This is a genomic window from Streptomyces sp. NPDC051207, from assembly GCF_040682395.1.
Lineage (GTDB): Bacteria > Actinomycetota > Actinomycetes > Streptomycetales > Streptomycetaceae > Streptomyces.
The window spans coordinates 13,649-33,145 of record NZ_JBFBAX010000036.1; the positions used below are offsets into that span (position 1 = coordinate 13,649).

Sequence of the window (19,497 nt, forward strand, 5' to 3'; positions counted from 1 at the left end):
TGAATTTGTCGTTTATGTTCTTCCGGCCGCAAAGCGGATCAGCGCGGAGGCCGTGGGCGGGGTCAATTCCGGCCGGAGCTTTCGCGCATCACCCGGCACCACCGCCGGTCTGCTCGGTTCGTACGCCATATGTACGCCAAACGTACGCTGATCGTGCGGTTCGTGGAGTAGAGTGCCGGGCGGGAGGTGCTCCATGTCCGAGTTGTTCGACGCGGTCGACGCGTTGCTCGCGTCCCGGGCTCCGCTTCCGCCGCCCGAAGAGCGCAAGCGCCTGCGCAGGGCCCACGGCCTGACCGTGGAGGAGGTGGCCGCCGCGCTGAAGGTGCGCCGGGCGACGGTGTCCGGCTGGGAGTCGGTCAGGAAGACGACCGAACCGCGCGGCCCCGAACGTGAGGCGTACGCGCGGCTGCTGGACAGGCTCGCGGAGCTCTACCCCGCGCCCGCCGCCGCTGCGGAGCCGACGCCGGCCACGTCCACCGGCCGGCCCGCCCCGCAGGAGCGGACTGTGTCCACGGGCCCGGCCTCCGGGGCCGCGGCCGTGAGTGCGCCTCAGGACTCCCGGACCACTCCCGCTCCCGATACGGCCGCTCCTGTCGGACAGGCCGCGTCGCGCCCGGTGCGCACCGCCAGGAGCACACCGGCGTCCCGTCGCCCGAGCGGGCGCAAGGCGGCCCCGGCCGGTGCCCCGGTGGGCGGCACCGACCCGCGCTTCGAGAACGGGCCGCTCGCGGTCGTCGACGTCGAGGACGGGCAGGTGCTGGCGTACTGCACCGGCGGCCTGGTCCTGGAGGTGCCCGCCAAGTCCGTCCCGGCGCTGGTGGAGTGGACGCTGAAGGAGGCCGGGCTCGGGCAGCCGAGGCTGTCCGGCCCGGGCAAGGACGCCGATCCGCTGCTGGTGCTCACCGGGGCCGCGCTGGAGCGCTACGGCCTGCCGGTCGCCCTGACGGATGAGGAGCGGCTCGCCGGGCGGATCCCGGAGCGCCACAAGGTCGTCAAGCAGCTGGCCCGCGCCGACTGGAAGTTGACCAAGAGGGGCTTCGGGCCGTGGGCGAGGATCTACCGCCCCGCCACCGGTTCGGAGCGGGCCTGCGTGCAGCTGTGCATCCCCTCCTGGGGCGCGCTCGACTCCCGGCACTGGGGATACGCCGCACAGCTCCCGCCGGCGGAACTCGCCCGGGTCCTGGGCGTGTACGCGTCCCGGGTGATGACGCCGCGCGGCTCCACGGCCGTGACGGGCCTGGAGTTGATGACCGCGCTGCACCCGCCGACCCGCGCCTCCGAACCCGACGCGACGGGTAAGCGGCACTCCGAGCACAATCCGGGCTCGCTGGGCAAGGACCCGGTGGACTGCGCCCCGTGCGAGGCCCCCGACGGGCACCCGCTCCTGGCGGACCTGCCGCGCTTCCACGTGCGCGGACCTGCGGAGAAGCTGTTCGAGGAGGCGTACGATTGGGCGCGGCCGATGACGGACGCCGAATGCACCCTGCGGCACCTGGTCGGCATCGACGTGAACATGGCCTTCGCCGCCGGAGCGAACGGGCTGGTCGTCGGCCTCGGTGCGCCCACGCACGTCAAGGCGCCGGTGTTCGACCCGAAGCTGCCCGGGTCGTGGCTGGTCGACCTGTCCCACGTCGACCTGTCCCGGGTGAAGGCCGGCAAGGAGTGGGTGGAGCTGGACGCGAGTCTGCTGCCCAGCCCGTTCACGCCGACGGGCGAGCGGCCCGAGGGCCCGGCCTGGTACGCCACCCCGACGGTCGCCTACGCGGTGGAACTGGGCTACGACGTCGCGCCGATCGAGGCGTACGTCCGGTACGAGAACGGCCGCTACCTGGACGGCTGGTACCAGCGGCTGCGCGACGCCTACCTCGCCACGATGGCCGACCTCGGCGTGCACGCCGACATGGAACCGGCCGAGTTCCTGGCGGCGATGGACGGCTACCAGGACCGCGACCCGGACCTGGCGATCGTCGCCTCGGCGATCAAGGCGACGGTCAAGGGCGGCCTGGGCAAGCTGCGCGAGCGCCCGCGCGGGGAGGGCTGGCGGCCCGGCCAGCCGTGGCGGGCGCTGTCCCGCCCGACGTGGCGGCCGGACATCCGCGCGGCGGTCATCTCCCGCACCCGGGTCAACCTGCACCGCAAGATCGTCAAGCACGCGGCGTTCACCGGTCAGTACCCGGTGGCGATCCTGTCCGACTGCATCGTCTACGCGGCGGGCGGCACCTCGCCGCTGGACTTCCTGCCCTACCGGGACGGCAAGCCGCTGCCGGGTGGCTTCAAGCTCGGCGTCAATCCCGGCCTGGTCAAGCACGAAGGCACCCAGACCGTCCTGTGGGGCGAAGAGGTCCGCGAGCGGTTCGACGCCCCCGAGCTCAACCTCGCCCGCTACATCAAGGACGGCACCGTCACCGACGTCGACAACGGAAAGTAGGAGAGGGCGACGATGAGCCTGTTCGGCGACGGCCTGGACACCGCGGTGCAGAAGGCGTTCACCCGCCCGGCGCCCAAGAGCGCGCCCGCGCAGATGCGGTACCTCGTCAAGCAGCTCAAGGGCACCAAGCCGGTCGCCCAGATGCTGCGCATCTCCCAGCGCACCGTCGAGCGGTACGTGAAGGACCAGATCAAAAAGCCCCGCCCGGACCTCGCCGCGCGCCTGGAGCGCGAGGTGAAGGCCCGGTGGCAGCCGCAGGTCCGGGCCAGGGCCCGCCGGAGGGCGGCCACGACCGGCGGCATCGTCGTCGACACCCAAGCCCGCCTCGGCTACACCGCGCCGATCGGTTCGACGGACCAGGACCGCGTCCGGCACCTCACCGTCGCCCTGCCGCCCCGCTACGCCGCCCGCCTCTTCGAGGCCCGGGAGCGGGGCGCCACCGAGCAGCAGCTGCGGGAGATCACCGCCGAAGGACTCAAGGAGGTGTACTTCCAGGACAACGGCCGCCGCGCCGGCCAGCTGGAGGAGGTGCGGTTCACGGACATCGAGCACCTGGAGTTCGAACTCTGACCCCGGCCGGGCCCGAGCGCCGCTCGGACGGGCGAGGGCGGCCGGGCCGCCGAGGGTGACTTCGGCTGTGTGGCCGGCGCGGCCGGCGTGGTCCCTTCCGGGGCCGCGCGGGGTTCACGGGCGGGGGTGCCGGGGCCGGTCGCGCCAGGCGTGGGCGTCCGGGGCGGGCAGGTGCGGGCCGGTCATCCAGCGGACGGTCTGGATCCGTCCGTCGAGGATGTCGAGCGCGAGGGCGCCGAGGACCGTGCCGTGGCGGTCGCGGAAGACCGCGCCGGGGCGGTGGCCGACCTGCCGCGGCTCCAGGGTGACGCCGACGTGGACCAGTGCCGGGACGATCGTGGTGAAGAACCGGGCGGCGTGTTCCGCGCCGACGATGCGCCGCGGCCAGTGGGGGACGGTGCCGCCGCCGTCGCCCGCCCTGGACGCGGCGGCGGCCATCCGGTGACACGCCGATTCCGAGCAGCCCACGGCGGAGGCGATCTGGGCGGGGCCGCAGCCGAAGACCTCCCGCAGCACGAACACCGCCCGCTCCAGCGGGTTCAGCCGCTCCAGCAGCGTCAGGACCGCCGTCGGCGGCACCTCGGTCTGCTCCACCGGCCGCCGGCGGTCCTGGTGGGCGTCGCCCGGCCCGGGGAACCACGGCCCGAAGGGCTTCTCCCGGCGTGCCCGGCGCAGGATGTCCAGGCAGATGTCGGTCAGCGCGACCGTGAGGAACTCCCGGCCCGAGGCGGGCTGTTCGGGGCTGGCCTCATAGTGCAGCCAGGCCTGGTGCACCGCCTCCTCGGCCTGGCTCGCGCTGCTCAGCATCCGGTGGGCGATCGACAGCAGCAGGGGGCGAGCTTCCTCGAATTCCTCCATCCGGCTCATCCGGGCCCCTCCTTGGATCCGGGCGGGCGTCGGGGCGCCGGCACCCTCGCGCATCTCCCGGTCGGCGGTGGGGCCGGCCACCGGGGGCTGGGGCTGCGGGGACGTACGTATGCCGTCCCGCCCGCCCGTCGGGGGAGGGGGGCGGGCGGGACGGCTCGCAGTCCCACCTTAGGAGCGGCGCGGGGTCGTGTCCCGCGCGTTCCAGCGGAGTTCGAGCCCGGCCGACGCGGAGGCCGAGGGTCCGGCGGCGGCACCGGCCCCGCTGACCGGGGTCCCGGGCCGTCGGGCGCTGCGGCCTCAGCGGTCCCGGTCGGCCGCGTCCTCACCGCGGTCCCGGTCGGGCGTTGCGGCCTCGCTGCGGTCCCGGTCGGGCGTTGCGTCCTCACCGCGGTTCCGGTCGGGCGTTGTTGCCTCACTGCGGTCCTGGTCGGGCGTTGTGCGTCTGTGGCGGTCCTGGTCGGCGTACACCGCCAGGAAGGCGGCGAGTCCGCGCACCGCGCCGCCGGTCGGGCCGAGGGCGGTGACCGGGACGCAGTGGCCGAGTCCGGCCGACAGCGCGCTGTGCGCCCGCAGCGCGGCCGCCAGGCAGTCGCGCTGCGGGTGGGAATCGCGGTCCGGCCCGACGCCCGCCATGGAGCGGGCCTCGGCCCAGGCCCGGGAGGTGATCTCGACTGTCCGTGCGTGTGTCGTGGGGGTCGCCATGACGGCACTCCTCGGCTTGTCGGGGCGATCGGACGGGCGTGGGAGGGTCGCCGCCGCTGAGGGAGGGCGGGCTACCTCGGCTGCGGGACCATGAGCAGCCGCTGCGGGTGCAACGTGGTGTGCGGCGCCGCGCGGGCCCGGCTGCCGGGCGGGACGGTCAGCTCCCATTCCCGGGCCACCGCACCGAGCAGGATCTCCAGTTCCCGCCAGGCGAACACCTCCCCGATGCACCCCCGCGCCCCGGCGCCGAAGGGGATGTACGACGCGTCCTGGGCGTTCGGCCGGACGGACAGCCAGCGGTCCGGGTCGAACCGGTGCGGGTCCGGATAGCGGCCGGGGTCCCTGTGCAGCAGATAGGAACTGAAGATCACGTGCGTGCCCGCGGGGAACTCGTGCGCGCCCAGCGTGACCCCCGACAGGGTCTTGCGGCAGGTGATCCACACGGGCGGGTAGAGCCGCAGCACCTCCATCAGGAACCGCAGGGCATAACCGGGCGGGCCCTGCCCGTGACCGGACCGGCCGCCCGCGACCGCGCCCCCGTCGCCCGGCTGCGCCAGGTCCTTGAGGACCTTCTCCTCGACCAGAGGGTCCTGGGCGAGCACGTACAGGGCCCACGACATCACCGACGCCGTGGTGACGGTGGCCGCCGTCAGCATCATGACGGCCTCGTCGCAGACCTGTTCGGCGCTCAGGGCGGCGGCGCCGGTGCGCCCGGCGTCCGTCAGCAGCGCCGAGAGGTAACCCGTCGTCCCGTCCGGCGAGTTCAGCTGGCCGGCGACGCACGAGGCGAGCACCGAACGGAAGCCGGTGAACGCCCGCTCCAGCCGCTGGGACGGCCGCGGCGACCGGGCCGCCTTCCCGTACAGCGGCTTTCTGATCATTTCCCAGGACAGGGCCGCGAGGCGCTCTGCGAGCACCCTCGACGTCTCGCGCGGCAGAGCGCCGAACAGGGTGCTCAGCGCGATGCCGCCGGCCGCCCGGCACATCTCGGCCTGGATGTCGACCGGCTGCCCGGGGCGCCACGAGGCCGCCGTGTCCCGGGCGATCTCCTCCATGACCGGGGCGTGGCCGGCGACCGCGCCGGTCCGCAGATACGGATGCGCCAGTCGCCGGTAGTGCCGGTGCTGGGCGTCGTCCTGCGCGAGAAGGCCCGCCCTGCTGAGGATCCTGGCCTTCTGGAAGAGCTCGCTCTTGCCGTAGTGCTTGGCGTCCTTGACCAGGACGCGGCGGACCAGGGCCGGGTCCGTGACGAACTCGGCGGGCACGCCGTCCACCGTCACGGTGCGGACCGGGTGGCCGCGCAGGAGACGTTCCATCCGGCTGAACCGGAACGCCACGGGCCCGCTCGCGTCACGCCGCGTCGGCGACATGGTCGATCGACGGCATGAGGTCCAGCCGGCTGCGCGCCTGGAACCGGTAGTACGACTGGAGCTTGTAGTACTCCTCGCCCGACGACGTCATGGCCGCGTAGACCATCTTGGGATCGTCGCCGCCGTACGCGACGTTCCTGACGAAGTGCTCGATCTTCGGGCCGAGCCGGGCGGGCAGCGCCAGCGGATCCCGGGTCTTCACGCTGAAGGCGATGCGTTCGATCCCCGGGGAGTTCCAGCTCAGGGTGACGTAGAAGCCGAAGGACTTCTCGCAGAACCTGAGCATCTGCTCGCTCGGCTCGGGCATGCCCGTGGCGCGGTGCATCGCCAGGACCTCGGACGGCCGGCGCAGGTGGTCGGGGAATCCGGTGAAGTAGAGGTTGACGGTGTCGTTGCGGTAGTCGATCGCGACGACGTCCACCTTGTCGGCCAGGCCGCGGTCGGCGAAGAAGGCGAAGTTCCCGGCCAGGCTCGGCGGCATCGAGGGCAGGTCGCGCAGTGCGGCGAGGCTCTGGCCGTGGCCGCCGGGGAAGTACACCCAGATCTTCCTGAAGCCGCCGACGATCCCGAAGTCGATGCCGTAGCTGTCGATGGGGCAGTGCCCCTGGATGTCGGAGAGCAGGGTCTCCGCGGGCCGGCCGGTCTCCGTGATGAGGCCGTGGGCGCGGGCCCGGACATAGGGGTCGACGTGGAGCGGGACGGTGAAGCGGCAGTCGAACTCCCCTTCGTGGCGGACGTTGGTCGCCACCCGGAAGGCGATGATGGCCTGCGGGATGACGTCCTCGAACGCCTCGAGCACGGGCCGCGCCTTCTCGGGTGAGCAGGCCACGTCGATCAGTCCCGCCGATTCCTCGACACCGGCGAAGAGGTCCGCCAGCGTGGTTCCCGACATGGTTCCTCCAGCTGTCGCACTCGGGCGGGTCACTTGTTCCGGTAGGCCACGCGCAGGGCCATGTTCTTCAGTTCGGCGCGCCACTTGGGCGCGACGGGCGCGTCGGCGATGGCAGCGCAGCCCTTGTCGACGAGGCCGGCGATGTGCTGTTCGACCTCCTCGGGGACGCCGGTGTCCAGCAGGCGGCGGCGTATCTCGTCGGGGGTGTGTCCCGGCTCGGTGATGAGGTCGCGGATGCGGGAGTCGCGCTGCATCGCCCAGCCCAGCAGCAGGGTCATCTTGTGCTGGCTGAAGTCGAGGCCGGCCGTCTTGCCGGTCTGGGCGGAGTCGCCGAACGCGTCCAGCAGGTCGTCGCGGAGCTGGAAGGCCTCGCCGACCGCCTCGCCGTACTCCGCCAGGGCGGGGGCGAGGTCGGCGCGGCCCGCCGCGCTCGCGCCGACGACCAGGGGACGGTGGATCGTGTAGCGACCGGACTTGATCAGGGCGATCAGGCGGGAGAGGTCGGGGTCGACGTTGAACTCGGCGGCCGCGGCGACGTCCATGTACTGGCCGATCATCACCTCGGAGCGCAGCCGGTGCCACTCGGCGAACCCGCCGGAGGGGGCGCGGGACATCAGCTCGTCGGAGTACACCAGCGCGAGGTCGCCGACGAGGAGGGCGACGCCCTCGCCGAACCGGCGGGACTCCCCCTGCCAGCCGCGTGTGCGGTGCAGCGTGGAGTGCAGGAGGTGGACGGCGGGCTTGCCGCGCCGGGTGCGGGAGTCGTCCAGGACGTCGTCGTGAACGAGGGCGGAGATGTGCAGCAGCTCCAGGGCCGCGGCCGCGTCGACGATGCCGGGGGTGTCGGGGTCGCCGCCCGCGGCCAGGTAGCCGGTGAGGCAGAAGGCGGGGCGCAGGAGCTTGCCGCCGGCGGCGACGAGGTCGGACAGCGCGTCGATGGCGACGACCGCGTGTGCGTGCACCTCGGCGTAGTGGGCGCGTTCGGCCGCGAGGAAGGAGGTCAGCCGGTGCTCGACGCGCTGGAGCAGCTCCTCGACGGTGCGCCGCGCGGAGGCGGCCGACTCCTGGTCGGTGGTGGCCCGGCGGGTCACTGCAGTGGTCACGACACATCTCCTTGAACGGGGTTTGTGCGCTGGTGCGGAACGCTGAGGGGGTGGCTGCGTCAGCGTGCGCGGTGCGAATGCAGCGAAGGTGGAGTGTGGTTGGAGCGCAAGCCGAGTGGTGCCGTTCCTCTTCGGCGGCTCACCGGTGGTTGTCACCGGTTCCGGCGGCGGCACACGAGGCTCAAGCGGCGGCCAAGTCATCGCCAAGTGGGGTGCGCGAGGGTGGTGTCGCATGCCGATATGCAGGCTGACCCATGGAGGAGCTCATGCCAGAACCCGCTGGATTGGACGAGGTGTATTCGGCGGTCGAGGAAACGGCCCGGCTGCTGGACGTGCCTTGTTCGCCCGACCAGGTCTCGCCGGTTCTGAAGGCATTCGGAGACGAACTCCCCGACTCGCACATTGTTTTCAGCATGGCGGCCGGCGAACGTCATCGCGGGGAGCTCGACTTCGACTTCTCGCTGTCTCCTCGGGGCGCGGATCCGTATGCCACCGCGCTGAAGCACGGTCTCGTCGAGGACACCGACCACCCGGTCGGCTCACTGCTGGCGGAGGTGCAGGCGCGCTGTGCCATCGCCAGTTACGGTGTCGAGTACGGCATCGTCGGCGGCTTCAAGAAGTCGTACGCGTTCTTCCCGCTGGACGACTTCCCGCCGCTGGCGAAGTTCGCCGGCATTCCGTCCATGCCGCCCTGCCTTGCCGAGCATGTGGACACGCTGACGAGCCTCGGCCTGGACGACAAGGTGTCCGCCATCGGGGTCAGTTACCGGAAGCACACGCTGAACGTGTACCTCGCGGCGGCGGAGGTGGAGACGCAGAACAAGCTCGCGCTGCTGCGCGCGTTCGGGTTCCCGGAGCCGGACGCGCGGGTCGCGGAGTTCATCGAGCGGTCGTTCTCCCTGTACCCCACCTTCAACTGGGACTCCTCGGCGGCCGAGCGCATCTGCTTCTCCGTGAAGACCCAGAACCCGGGCGAGCTTCCCGCTCCGCACGACCCGGAGATCGAGAGGTTCGCTCGTGACGTGCCCCACGTGTACTCGGGAGGCCGTGATTTCGTCTCCGCCGTCGCGCTGACACCGTCCGGTGAGGCGTATTACAAGCTCGCCGCCTACTACCAGAAGGCGCGGGAGTCGTCGAACGCCGCTTTCGCGGCCGAGCGCGACGACGACGCGTCGTAAGCCGGTCGCCGGAATCCACCGGATTCCGGCCGCAGCACCAGTGGACGCGCCAGGCCCGCGTCAAGCGCCCGTCAAGTCCGGTGCGAGCGGGAGCGGCGACCATACCGCGAAGCCAAGGTTTCCCCCTGGAGGACCATTTCATGTCTACAGCAGTTGAAGTCGAAGAAGCGTCGGCCATCATCACCGCGTACGGAGAGGCGTTCGCGAAGGCCGGTGCGGCGGCTTACCACGGGCCGCGCGAGAAGCTCGCCGAGAACATCGTCCGGCTCACCCTGGAGTTCTTCGAGGACTCCGAGTGGCAGCCCAAGCTCCGCCAGGCCCTGCGTACCGCGACCGCCAGCAAGGAGGGCGCGGAGCCGATGCGGAACCTGTTCTCCGCCCAGGTCTTCGCGCAGGCGGGCGTGGCGCTCAACGAGGACCCGCTGAGCATCGACGAGCTCGCGGGCAAGCTCAGCATCAAGCCGATCCACATCAACGCGTCGGCCGCGCAGCTGTGGGGCGTCTTCCTGATGCGTTACGTCCTGGGCGTGGAGCCGATCGCGTCGGCGTCGGTGGACGAGGTCGTCGCGCTCCTCACCCCCACGGTAGAGCGCTACATCGTCGGCTAGCACCCATACGGCCAGCGGAACAACCAGCGGAAGGAACCGTCCAGCCCCGGATCCCTGGGAGGACCACCAACGTCATGAGTACTCTCAAAGAATCACCAGACCAGTCCGGCGGCCACACCGCCGGTGACCCCCGGCGCTGGAAGGCGCTGGCCGTCCTCACCGCGGTGCAGTTCATGCTGATGCTGGACGTCACCGTGGTGAACATCGCGCTCCCCAACATCAAGGAGGACCTCGACTTCTCCACCGAGGGTCTCGCCTGGGTGGTCAACGGCTATCTGCTGATGGCCGCCGGCTTCCTGCTGCTGGGCGGGCGTATCGCCGACCTGCTCGGCCGCCGCCGGATCTTCGTGGGAGGCGTGCTGGTCTTCGGCGTCTCCTCCATCATGTGCGGTGCCGCGAACACCGCCGGCGTGCTGGTGGCCGGCCGGTTCCTCCAGGGGTTCGGTGAGGCGCTCGCGGGCCCGGCAGCGCTCGGTCTCATCGCCGTGCTGTTCACCGACGGCAAGGAGCGGGCGAAGGCCCTGGGCATCTGGGGCGGTATGGCGGCCCTCGGTGGCGCCATCGGCTCGGTCGTCGGCGGTCTGGTGACCGACTTCATCGACTGGCGCTGGACCTTCTACATCAACATCCCCGTCGTGCTGCTCGCGCTGGTTCTGATTCCGCGCCTGATGCCGGAGAGCCGGATGGTCCGCCGCGCGGGCCAGCGCCTGGACGTGGTCGGGGCCGTCGGGGTCACCGCCGGACTGGTGGCGATCGTGTACGGCCTGCTGGAGGCCGCCGAGGAGCCGTGGGGCTCCTCGCAGGTGCTGGTGCCGCTGCTGGGCGGTCTCGCCGTGCTGGTCTCCACGCTCGTGTGGGAGGCTCGGGTGCCCGACCCGATGATCCCGCTCCGGTTCTTCACGAACCGCACGCGCGTGACGAGCAACGTCGTGAGCATGATGTCGTTCGCGTCGTTCTACACCTACGCCTTCGTGGCGACGCTGTTCCTGCAGCACGTGCTGGGCTACTCGCCGATGGAGACGGGGCTGGCGTACATCCCGCTCACCATCGCCACGGGCATCGGCATGGGCCTGTCCACCGGGCTGATGCCCCGCCTCGGCGTCAAGCCGCTCGTGGTGATCGCCTTCTTCGGCAGCGCCCTGGGGCAGTTCATCGCCGCCAGCGGCTTCGACCCGGACGCCAGTTACCTCGGCGGGGTCATGCCCGGTCTCGTGGTGTTCGCCTTCTTCAACGGCATGGGCTTCCCCGTCCTGATCAACGGCGGTCTGCACGAGGTCACCGGGCAGGACTCCGGTCTGGCCTCCGGTGTGCAGACCTCGATGCAGCAGATCGGTGCGGCGCTCGGTCTGGCGACGCTGGTGCCCATCGCCCTGCGCTACGTCAACGACCACGCGGCGGACGGCAACCTGCCGGCGGTCGCGTCCGACGGGTACGCGCTGGCGCTGCGTGTCGCGGCCGGCGTTCTCGCCGCCGCCGGCCTGATCGCCCTGTTCCTGCTCGGGAAGGTGAGCGCCAAGCCGCGGGACGCGCACGCGGAGGCCGCCGAGGTGCTGGCGGACGCCCCCGCTCCCGGGGCCCCCGCAGCCACCGGGCCCACCGGGGCCACCGGTGCCCCCGAGGCCGCCAACGCCTGACCGGCGCTCGACCGCACGGCACGTCGACGCACCACCCCCGGCCGGGGGTGGTGCGTCGCACTGTCCGCCGCGCTCCGGGACGTGCCGCGACGGCAAGCAAGACAAGGAAGTCGAGGAAGTCAAGGAAAAGGGAATGGGAACGGGAACGGGGAGACCGGCGGGAGCCTCGGGCCGTCGTGGCCGGCGCCGGGATCACGGCGCTGCGCGGTGAGTGCGTCGATGCGGTGATGAGATGCGGGGCGTTGCGCCGCGTACGGCTACAGTTCCGCCGGCAGGGGTGAGCGGAGGAAGTCGCCCTGCGGCAGCGCCCCGTGAGGCGGCGAGTGCCGGTGGGCGTGCCCGTGCGGTCCGCGCTGATCCGGCAGCGTCGCGGGGTGGGCCGGCCTCGTGGCCTGCCAGGGGTGCGGTCGCCAGTCCAGGGACGGCGCGTGGTTGAGTATCTGCTCCTCCAGCAGTCGCAGCGCCGGCCGCGGATCGATCCCCAGTTCGTCTGCCAGCCGCCGCCGATGGGTACGCAGCACCGCCAGCGCGTCGACCTGCCGGCCGGCCCGGTAGAGGGCCAGGCTCAGCAGTTCGCAGCCGTACTCCCGCAAGGGGTGGTCCTGGACGAATGCCTCCAGTTCGGCCACCGCGATCCCGTGGGCGCCGGCCGCGAGCAGGGCCGCGCAGCGTCCCTCGACCACCGACAGCCGCAGCTCCTCCAGCCGTGCCACGTCGGGCCGCGCATGGGGGGTGTCCGACACCTCGGCGTAGGCCGGCCCGCGCCACAGCGCCAGCGCCCCCTCGAACGCGTGCACCGCACTGTGCGGATCACCCCGGTCCAGCGCATGCCAGCCGGCGACGGCCCATTCGCTGAACCGGTGGACGTCGACCTCCACGGCCCGGCTGTCGAGCAGATAACCGCGCCCGTAGGTGCGCAGCACCGTCGGCTGCGTGCGGGGCGCGCGGCCGGGCTCCAGCACCCGCCGCAGATTGGCGACGTACGCGTGCAGCGAGGAAAGGGCCGCGGGCGGCGGGTGCCCGGTCCACAGCTCCTCGACGAGCACGTCGAAGGCCACCGGCCGGCCGACCTTGCTGACCAGCAGCGCCAGCAGGGCGCGCTGCTTGGGCGCCCCCAGGTCGACGAGGCGGCCGCCGACGACGGCCTCGATCGGGCCCAGGGCGCGGAACGTGACCGTGGGGCGCGGTGCGGGCAGCTGCGGCGACCGCTCCGTGGCCCACCAGGTGTCCTCCGCCCGCCCGGGTGCCGCGGTCGTGTGATGGCGGCCGGCGTTCGTGACGGCCTTGGTGACGCCGTTGACCACGGTCGCCCGGCCTGCCACCGTGAATTCGGGATCGGGTGCGAGGTTTCCGATCACGTATGTCCGCAGCGCCTTGTTGGTGCGGCGGAGTTCCTGGACCTCGCGTTCCAGCTCCGCGATGCGCCACGCCTCCGGAGTGCCGGGGCTCGCGATACCGGCAGCCACCCTCTCGTCCGCCATCCGTGCACTCTCCCTTTCCACGGGTGCGATTCACCTGTCGTGGATTGCGGGCAGGCATTGCTCAGCCATTGTGCGCGGCTTCGGGCGGCGGGGTTCCGTGTGACGAGCCGGCACCGAGCGAGCCTCCAGTGGGCTTCAAGGCGGGTGGCCGATGATGGAGCGCGGAAAGCAGCGGCAGCGGCCGCCCGACGGCATCGTTTCGCGCAGTGGCCCCTCGTGCGGCCGGTCAGCGCGTCGTCGTCCCACCGGTCCGCCCGTCCCGAAGCGGCCGGCGGCGTCGACCGGCGGACGGTAGCCCTCAGTGTCCGGCTCGACGCCCCTGCGGTCACCCGGCCGCCGCACCCGCGGGTCCGCGGGGGCGGCACGGCCTGCTGCGCGCCCGGTGACGTCCGGGGGCGCGCCGAGACGGTGGGCGCCTGCCCCGTCCTGGGCGACAAGACCTCTTCATCCAGCGCGAACGACGGCTGTTCGGTTCGCGTCCGCCTCGGCACCGGCCTTCTCTCCGGGCCGGGCAGCCGTCGGGCCGGGGCCGTCGCGCAGCGCGCCGACGGCCCCGGCTCGAGGACGGACAGCAGGGTCACCCCTTCACGCCTGCTCCTGGTACTGGTCCTGGGACTGCTCCTGAAGCCGCCGGGCCAGTGCCAGGCGCTGCACCTTCAGCGTGGCGGTCCTGGGCAGTTCGGCCTGCGGGATCTGCACGGGGTCGGCGAGCTGGGGGAACGCGGCGACGGCCGCCCGCCAGCGGTCCAGGTCCAGGGGCTTGTCCTCGACGGTGCAGATCACCGGGACCGGCTCGGAGCCGGGGCCCTGCACCACGACCAGCTCGGTCAGCTCGGGCAGCCGGCTCAGCACGACGTCCTCGATCTCCAGGGAGCTCTTCACCCCGGGGATCATGTCGACCTCCCGGTCGAGCATGTGCAGGCAGCCGAACCTGGTGCGGTAACCGACGTCCCCGGTGCGCCACCACTCGCCGTTGCGGTTGGCGTCGTAGCGGTCCTGTTCGCCGAAGTAGGCCTTCGCGATGCCGTCCCAGGCGACCTCGATGTAGCCGGGGTTCGTCTCGGAGGGGGGGTTGCCGTCCCGGCTGACCACGCGGATCTTCGCGGCGCCCTTCGGCATGGCCCAGCCGACGCAGCGGCCGTTCGCCTTGTGGGCGGAGTGCCGGAAGTAGGCGCGGCCGACGGCCGGGCCGACCTCGCTCTGCCCGTAGATCTGGAAGAACAGGGCGCCCCGCCGGTCGGAGGCCTTGAGCAGCCTGCTCATCGTGCCGGGGTGGATGGCGTCGAAGGTGCTGCTGAAGACCTTCACCGACCCGAACGGCGCCCGCGGGTCGTCGGCGAGCTCCTCCCACTCCATCAGCGAATTGGGCAGTGCCTCGACGAAGGCCGGCCGGTGCTTGATGAACTGCTCGGCGACCTCGGCGGGGCCGGTCTCCCGCATCAGCAGGACCGGGTACTCCTTCAGCAGGGCCAGGGACATCGCCGCGACCATCCGCGAGTGCACGAAGGGCACGTTGATGGCGACGGTCTCCTTCTTGCGCATCAGCGACAGCAGCCGCCACTGCGGTACGAGGCGGATGCCCTGGGTGCGCGGCGTGTGCACGACGAGCTTGGGGATGCCGGTGGTGCCGGAGGTGTGGGTGATGACGGCGGCCTCGTCGATGGGCCGGACGACCGGCTTGACGCGCGGCGCGCCGGCGAGTTCGGCGAGCGCGATGGCGCCCGGCCTCTCGTCGGCCGAGGTGATGACCCGGCGGGTGAGGTCCGCCAGCGGCACGTCGGCGAGGACGTCGAGCTTGGCGCCGTCGGTGAGCAGGGTCGGCCGGTCGACCCGCTGCAGCAGGACGCCCACCGTCTTGGCGTCCAGGGCGGGCGAGAGGTTCACGACGATCGCGCCGATGCGGGAGACCGCCGCGGCGAGCATCCAGTGGTCGGCGTTGGCCGTCTTGTAGATGACGACGCGTTCGTCGGGCCGGACACCGGCCGCCCACAGACGGGCCGCCAGGTCGTCGACGTGGTCGGCGTACTGGGCCACCGTCAGACGCCGTCCCGCCTCGGGCAGGACGCCGAGGTCGTGGTCGAGGCTGATCGGGGTGGAGGGGTTGACGGCGGCCGCCATCTCCGGCAGCAGGCCGATGTGAAGACCGCGCTTTTGTATGGAGCGGTAAGCCACGGAGCCCTTCATCTGGGCTTTCTCCTTTGCGTGGGCTGTGGGCGGTGGACGTTCGGGCGGTCGACGGCTCGGTGCGGGTGTGCGGGTGAGGCCCTGAGGTCCTGACGCGAAGTCAGCGGCTGCCGGCGTCGGCGGCTCCGCGTCAGCGGAGGGGGTCCGAGACGGCCCCGGACCACGACGGCGGCGACGGCGAGCGGATCACGTTCATCCGGTCGCCGTGCTCGGCATCGCGCCGGTGCCGCCGGCCGCGACCGTCCGGGTGCTCGACGGTCAACGGCAGGGACGGCGGATCCCCGGTCGTGGCGACGGCGATCCGCGGCCCGGCCTTTCGTCAGGAGCGAGGTGGGCGCCTCGGCCGTGACGGCCGGGGCGCCGCCCCGAAGTGCGGGTTCACCGGCCGGTGCCGGTGGCCGCGATGCCGGTCGTTCGCCTCCTGGGCCCCGGCGTCGCCTCCTGCTAGCGGGCGATGACCACCGTCGCGGGCGGCGCGGCGTGGAACGAGATGTCCTCGAAGCCCGCCTTGACCAGCCAGTCGTGGTAGTCGGAGCGCCGCCAGGTGCCGCCCTCCTTGCTCTTGAGCAGCATCTCCAGGGCGAACAGCAGGGGGAACGCGGGGCCGCTGCGGTCGTCGTCGACGACGTAGTCGGCGATCACCAGGGCGCCGCCGGGCTTGAGGGCCTCGCGGAACCGGGTGAAGACCTCGATGTTGCTCTCGGGGCTCTCCTGGTGGGCGATGTGGGAGTAGACGGCGATGTCGTACGCGGCGGTGCCGAAGTCGGTGGTGTGGAAGTCGCCGTTCACGGTGGTGAAACGGTCTGCCACGCCGTGCTCGGCGACCAGCCGGAGGGCGATCTTGTTGATCGGCTCCCAGTCGAGCTGGACCGCGCGGGCGGCCGGGTTGGCCTTCAGCCAGATCGACGAGTAGATGCCGGAGCCGCCGCCCACGTCGAGGATCGAGATCTCGCCCGCGTCGGCGATGCCGAGCGCCTCGACGCCGACGTGCGCGGCCGGGACCGACACCGCGGCGATGGCCGGGACGATGCCCTCCCAGTGCGGGTTGTCGGCCACCTCGGTCTCGCCGCCCGCCAGCGGCCCGCCGACCCGGACGACCTCGGGCAGGTCGGTCACGCTGTGGAGGTGCTGCAGCTTCAGCTTGGCGAAGCCGGCCAGGGAGGCGGGCTTGCCGTCGACCAGGAAGGCGGACGCCTCGGGCGTGTTGCGGTACCGCCCGTCCTGGAGCACCGCCAGTCCCACGCTGACCAGGCCGTCCAGCAGGCTCTGCGCGCCCCGCTCGGAGATCTCGGCCCGGGCGGCGACCTCCGCTGCCGTGCCCGCGCCGTTCTCCAGGTGGGTGAAGACGGAGTGGGTGGCCGCGGCGCCGATGATGCCGGTGTTCCAGTAGCCGTTGATCAGCCTCATCACACCGTCCGGTGCAGGCTGGTTGTTCGTCATGCCGCTCCCTTCAGGGTCCGGGTGGGCTTCGCGTGGGTGCGCAGCGCGCTGCGCAGGACCTCGGAGACCCGCTCGACCTGGCTCATGGTCAGCTCGGCGTGCATGGGTATGCCGAGGTTGCGCTGGAAGAGGTCCGCCGACACCGGGCACACCTGCTTGGAGTCGAAGGCGGGCTGCACGTGGCTGGCCCAGGTGCCGTGCAGGGTGCCGATGCCCTGGGCGCGCAGCTCGGTGGCGACGGCTCCGCGGTCGACGCTCGGGTCGAGGGTCACCAGGTAGGACTGCCAGGCGTGGGTGCGGTCCGCCGGCACGTGCGGCACCGTCAGCAGCTCCTCGTCGGCGAAGAGCTCGGCGTAGCGGGCGGCGACGGCGGTGCGGCGCTCCAGGAGCTCCTCGATGCGGCCGAGCTGTACCCGCAGGATCGCCGCGGCGATGTCGGACAGCTTGAAGTTGTAGCCGATCTCGGTGAACTCGGGGATGGGCAGGCCGATGACCTGGCCCATGTCGTAGATGCTGCCGATGCCGAACGACGACAGCTGGCGTGCCTTGGCGCCGATGGCCGGGTCGGTGGCGATGAGGGCGCCGCCCTCGCCGCTGGTGGCGCCCTTGCGTCCGTGGAAGGACAGGCAGGCCACCTCGGCCAGGGCGCCCGCCTCGCGTCCCTGGTAGGTGGCGCCGACCGCGCAGGCGGCGTCCTCGATGAGGAACAGCCCGTGCCGGTCGGCGATGGCCTGCAGTTCCGTGTAGTCGGCGGGCAGGCCGACGGTGTCGACGGCGATGATGCCGACGGTGCGGGGGGTGACGAGGTCCGCCACCGATTGCGGGTCCACGGTGCCGGTGTCGGCGCGTACGTCGGCGAAGACGGGCGTGCCGCCGACGTAGCGCACCGCGTGGGCGGGGGCGGGGAAGGTGTAGTCGGCGACGATGACCTCGTCGCCCGGCTGTACGCCGAACGCGAGCATCGCCAGGTGCAGGGCGGCGCCGCAGTTGCTCACCGCGACCGCGTCGCCGGCCCCGTAACGTTCCTTCAGCTCGGCTTCGAGGGCCTTGCCCTTCGGTCCCTGGCCGGCCGGCCAGCCCGAGGCGAAGACCTCGGCGACGGCGGCCAGTTCCTGTTCCCCGAGGCTCGCGAAAACCAGGGGTATCTTGTCGGTGTCGCTCATCTCTTCACGCTCCGCGCGATTCGGAGGAGTGGGGATCGAGAAGGGCAGGCGGTTCATAGCGCTGCGGGGTGATCTGGGTGACGTCGTAGCGCTTGCGCATCTCGTCGATGGCGTCGGGATTGATCCCGCCGGCCGCCCAGATCTCCGCGATCTCCTCGAAGTACAGCTCGTGGACAGGTGACGGATAGCACTGGAAGAGCATCCGTGCCGGTTTGCCGGAGGCGTTCCTGAAGGCGTGCGGAGTTCCGGGGGGTACGAACATGCAGGCACCCTCGGTGGCACGGACGGCCTTGTCCCCGTCGGGGGACTCCCATTCGTGCCAGTCCTGTCCGGTGCGCCGGGTCGGCTCGAAAGCCAGGAGTTCCAGCTCCCCTTCCAGGACGTAGAAGAACTCCTGCGCGTCGCTGTGGACGTGGGCCCCGACATCGAACCCGGGTGGAACGACCACCTCGAAGATCGACACGGAGGAGCCGTGCTCCTTTGTGGCCTTGAAGGTCACTTCCTGCGCCTTGGTGATCAGCTTTCGCCCCTGACCGGGCGGGAGGATGAGGCCAGTCATGTGGTCAGCTTCCTTTGTCCGCGCAGAATTTCACTCGAGTGAGGGTGCCGGTGTGTTCCGCCGGACTCAGTCCAGCTCTCGGGGGCCGTCGGAGCTCCAGCGGCCCAGCGCCATCTCGGCGGTGATGCCGGGGCCGAAGCCCGCGATCAGACCGGTGGCGTCCTGGACGGGCGTGTCCTCCTCGAACAGCCTGCGGGCCGCGTCGAAAACGACGGCGCTGGCGATGTTGCCGTACTCGGTCAGCGTCGACCAGCTGTGGCGGAACACCTGGCGGTCGACCTCCAGGAACTTCGCGAGGTCGTCCAGGATGCGCGGACCGCCGGCGTGGACGATGTAGAAGTCGAGGTTGCCGGCGTCCCAGCTGTGGTCCTTGGCGAACTCGCGCAGCACCGGGGCGAGCGGCTCCATCGTGCCGGGCACCCGGCGGTCGAGCTGGAAGTGGAAGCCGGTGTCCTTGACCGCGTAGGAGATCCAGTCCTCGGTGTGCGGGATGAGGTAGGAGGCGTTGCGCTCCAGGTCGATGCCGACACCGCCGTTGCCGCGCACCACGGCGGCCGCGACCGCGTCGCCGAACAGCCCGTCGGACAGCAGCGAGCCGATGTCGTCGGCGTCGGGCTGGTAGCACAGCGAGCACAGCTCGCAGGAGACGATCAGGACGTTGCTGCCGGGGTGGGCCAGGCAGAAGTCGTGGGCACGGTTGACCGCCGCGCCGCCCGCCGCGCAGCCGAGCTGGGCGATGGGTATCTGGCGGGTGTCGGAGCGGAAGCCGAGCGTGTTGATCAGCCAGGCGGTCAGCGACGGCATCATGAAGCCGGTGCACGACACGTAGATGATGGCGTCGATGTCACGGGCCGCCAGGTCGGCGTTCTTCAGGGCCTGTTCGATGACCGGCGGGGTGAGCTTCTTGGACTCGGCCTCGTAGATGCGGTTGCGTTCCGTCAGGCCCGGGTGGTGGAGGGTCTTCTCGATGGGCTGGACGATGTGCCGCTTCAGCACTCCGGTGTTGCGGATCAGCCGGAGCGCCAGGGGGAGCTGCGGCTTCCCGGCGTGGGCTTCCTCGGCGAATGCGAGAGTCTCTTCGAGGGTGATGACGTGTTCCGGCGCGCTCACCGCGGGCTTGCATAGCCTGGGCATATCGGGGCTCTACTTTCTCTAGAGTCTGCCTTCTGTACGTGACGAATCTGCGCACAGCTTCCCGGAGAGAGCGCAGCACGCGGGAAAACACCGCGGCGCGCGGGGACCAGATGCGAGAGGAAACCTGTGCCTTACCCGGCACGGATGCGGTCTCACCAGTACAGAACCGGTGTACACATGCTCA

At 71.6% G+C, this 19,497-nt stretch carries 16 protein-coding genes; 5 read left to right on the forward strand and 11 right to left on the reverse strand.

Annotated features, from left to right (window positions below):
* Nucleotides 1-193: 193 nt before the first annotated feature.
* Entirely contained in the window at nt 194-2,428 is a 2,235-nt protein-coding gene (locus AB0M97_RS26810) for a transcriptional regulator (protein ID WP_365963542.1), read from the forward strand.
* Nucleotides 2,429-2,440: 12 nt separating this feature from the next.
* On the forward strand, nt 2,441-2,998 hold the full coding sequence (locus AB0M97_RS26815) for an XRE family transcriptional regulator (RefSeq protein ID WP_365963543.1): 558 nt from the start codon (nt 2,441-2,443) through the stop codon (nt 2,996-2,998).
* A gap of 114 nt (nt 2,999-3,112) precedes the next feature.
* Here AB0M97_RS26815 and AB0M97_RS26820 read toward each other — a convergent pair whose 3' ends face one another.
* The 5 genes from AB0M97_RS26820 to AB0M97_RS26840 form a co-directional block, all read right to left on the reverse strand.
* Nucleotides 3,113-3,865 (reverse strand): sigma factor-like helix-turn-helix DNA-binding protein, encoded by a 753-nt coding sequence (locus tag AB0M97_RS26820; protein WP_365963544.1) that lies wholly within the window; start codon nt 3,863-3,865, stop codon nt 3,113-3,115.
* Nucleotides 3,866-4,162: 297 nt separating this feature from the next.
* Nucleotides 4,163-4,567: a hypothetical protein gene (locus AB0M97_RS26825; RefSeq protein ID WP_365963545.1), complete on the reverse strand. Its 405-nt coding sequence runs from the start codon at nt 4,565-4,567 to the stop codon at nt 4,163-4,165.
* Nucleotides 4,568-4,638: 71 nt separating this feature from the next.
* Complete coding sequence (locus AB0M97_RS26830; protein WP_365963546.1) at nt 4,639-5,883, reverse strand: cytochrome P450; 1,245 nt, start codon at nt 5,881-5,883, stop codon at nt 4,639-4,641.
* A gap of 34 nt (nt 5,884-5,917) precedes the next feature.
* Entirely contained in the window at nt 5,918-6,829 is a 912-nt protein-coding gene (locus tag AB0M97_RS26835; protein WP_365963547.1) for an aromatic prenyltransferase, read from the reverse strand.
* 29 nt (nt 6,830-6,858) lie between these two features.
* Nucleotides 6,859-7,932, reverse strand: coding sequence for a polyprenyl synthetase family protein (locus AB0M97_RS26840; protein ID WP_365963548.1), 1,074 nt, complete (start codon nt 7,930-7,932; stop codon nt 6,859-6,861).
* Between the two features lie 266 nt (nt 7,933-8,198).
* Between AB0M97_RS26840 and AB0M97_RS26845 the strand changes: the two genes are divergently transcribed.
* The 3 genes from AB0M97_RS26845 to AB0M97_RS26855 all read left to right on the forward strand — a co-directional run bounded on the left by AB0M97_RS26845 (nt 8,199) and on the right by AB0M97_RS26855 (nt 11,352).
* A complete protein-coding gene (locus AB0M97_RS26845; protein WP_365963549.1) occupies nt 8,199-9,110 on the forward strand; it encodes an aromatic prenyltransferase in 912 nt (303 codons plus the stop codon).
* Between the two features lie 140 nt (nt 9,111-9,250).
* Entirely contained in the window at nt 9,251-9,718 is a 468-nt protein-coding gene (locus tag AB0M97_RS26850; RefSeq protein ID WP_365963550.1) for a hypothetical protein, read from the forward strand.
* A gap of 74 nt (nt 9,719-9,792) precedes the next feature.
* Entirely contained in the window at nt 9,793-11,352 is a 1,560-nt protein-coding gene (locus tag AB0M97_RS26855) for an MFS transporter (protein ID WP_365963551.1), read from the forward strand.
* Between the two features lie 257 nt (nt 11,353-11,609).
* Here AB0M97_RS26855 and AB0M97_RS26860 read toward each other — a convergent pair whose 3' ends face one another.
* The 6 genes from AB0M97_RS26860 to AB0M97_RS26885 form a co-directional block, all read right to left on the reverse strand.
* Entirely contained in the window at nt 11,610-12,833 is a 1,224-nt protein-coding gene (locus tag AB0M97_RS26860; RefSeq protein WP_365963552.1) for an AfsR/SARP family transcriptional regulator, read from the reverse strand.
* Between the two features lie 585 nt (nt 12,834-13,418).
* Nucleotides 13,419-15,017 carry a class I adenylate-forming enzyme family protein gene (locus AB0M97_RS26865; RefSeq protein WP_365963553.1) on the reverse strand — a complete coding sequence of 533 codons (1,599 nt, stop codon included), beginning with the start codon at nt 15,015-15,017 and terminating at the stop codon, nt 13,419-13,421.
* A 444-nt stretch (nt 15,018-15,461) separates the two neighbouring features.
* Nucleotides 15,462-16,457 (reverse strand): class I SAM-dependent methyltransferase, encoded by a 996-nt coding sequence (locus AB0M97_RS26870; protein WP_365963554.1) that lies wholly within the window; start codon nt 16,455-16,457, stop codon nt 15,462-15,464.
* Complete coding sequence (locus AB0M97_RS26875) at nt 16,454-17,620, reverse strand: DegT/DnrJ/EryC1/StrS family aminotransferase (protein WP_365963555.1); 1,167 nt, start codon at nt 17,618-17,620, stop codon at nt 16,454-16,456. Before AB0M97_RS26875 ends, AB0M97_RS26870 begins: the two co-directional genes overlap by 4 nt.
* A gap of 4 nt (nt 17,621-17,624) precedes the next feature.
* A complete protein-coding gene (locus AB0M97_RS26880; RefSeq protein WP_365963556.1) occupies nt 17,625-18,179 on the reverse strand; it encodes a cupin domain-containing protein in 555 nt (184 codons plus the stop codon).
* A 66-nt stretch (nt 18,180-18,245) separates the two neighbouring features.
* Nucleotides 18,246-19,313 carry a type III polyketide synthase gene (locus AB0M97_RS26885; RefSeq protein ID WP_365963557.1) on the reverse strand — a complete coding sequence of 356 codons (1,068 nt, stop codon included), beginning with the start codon at nt 19,311-19,313 and terminating at the stop codon, nt 18,246-18,248.
* Between the last annotated feature and the right edge of the window lie 184 nt (nt 19,314-19,497).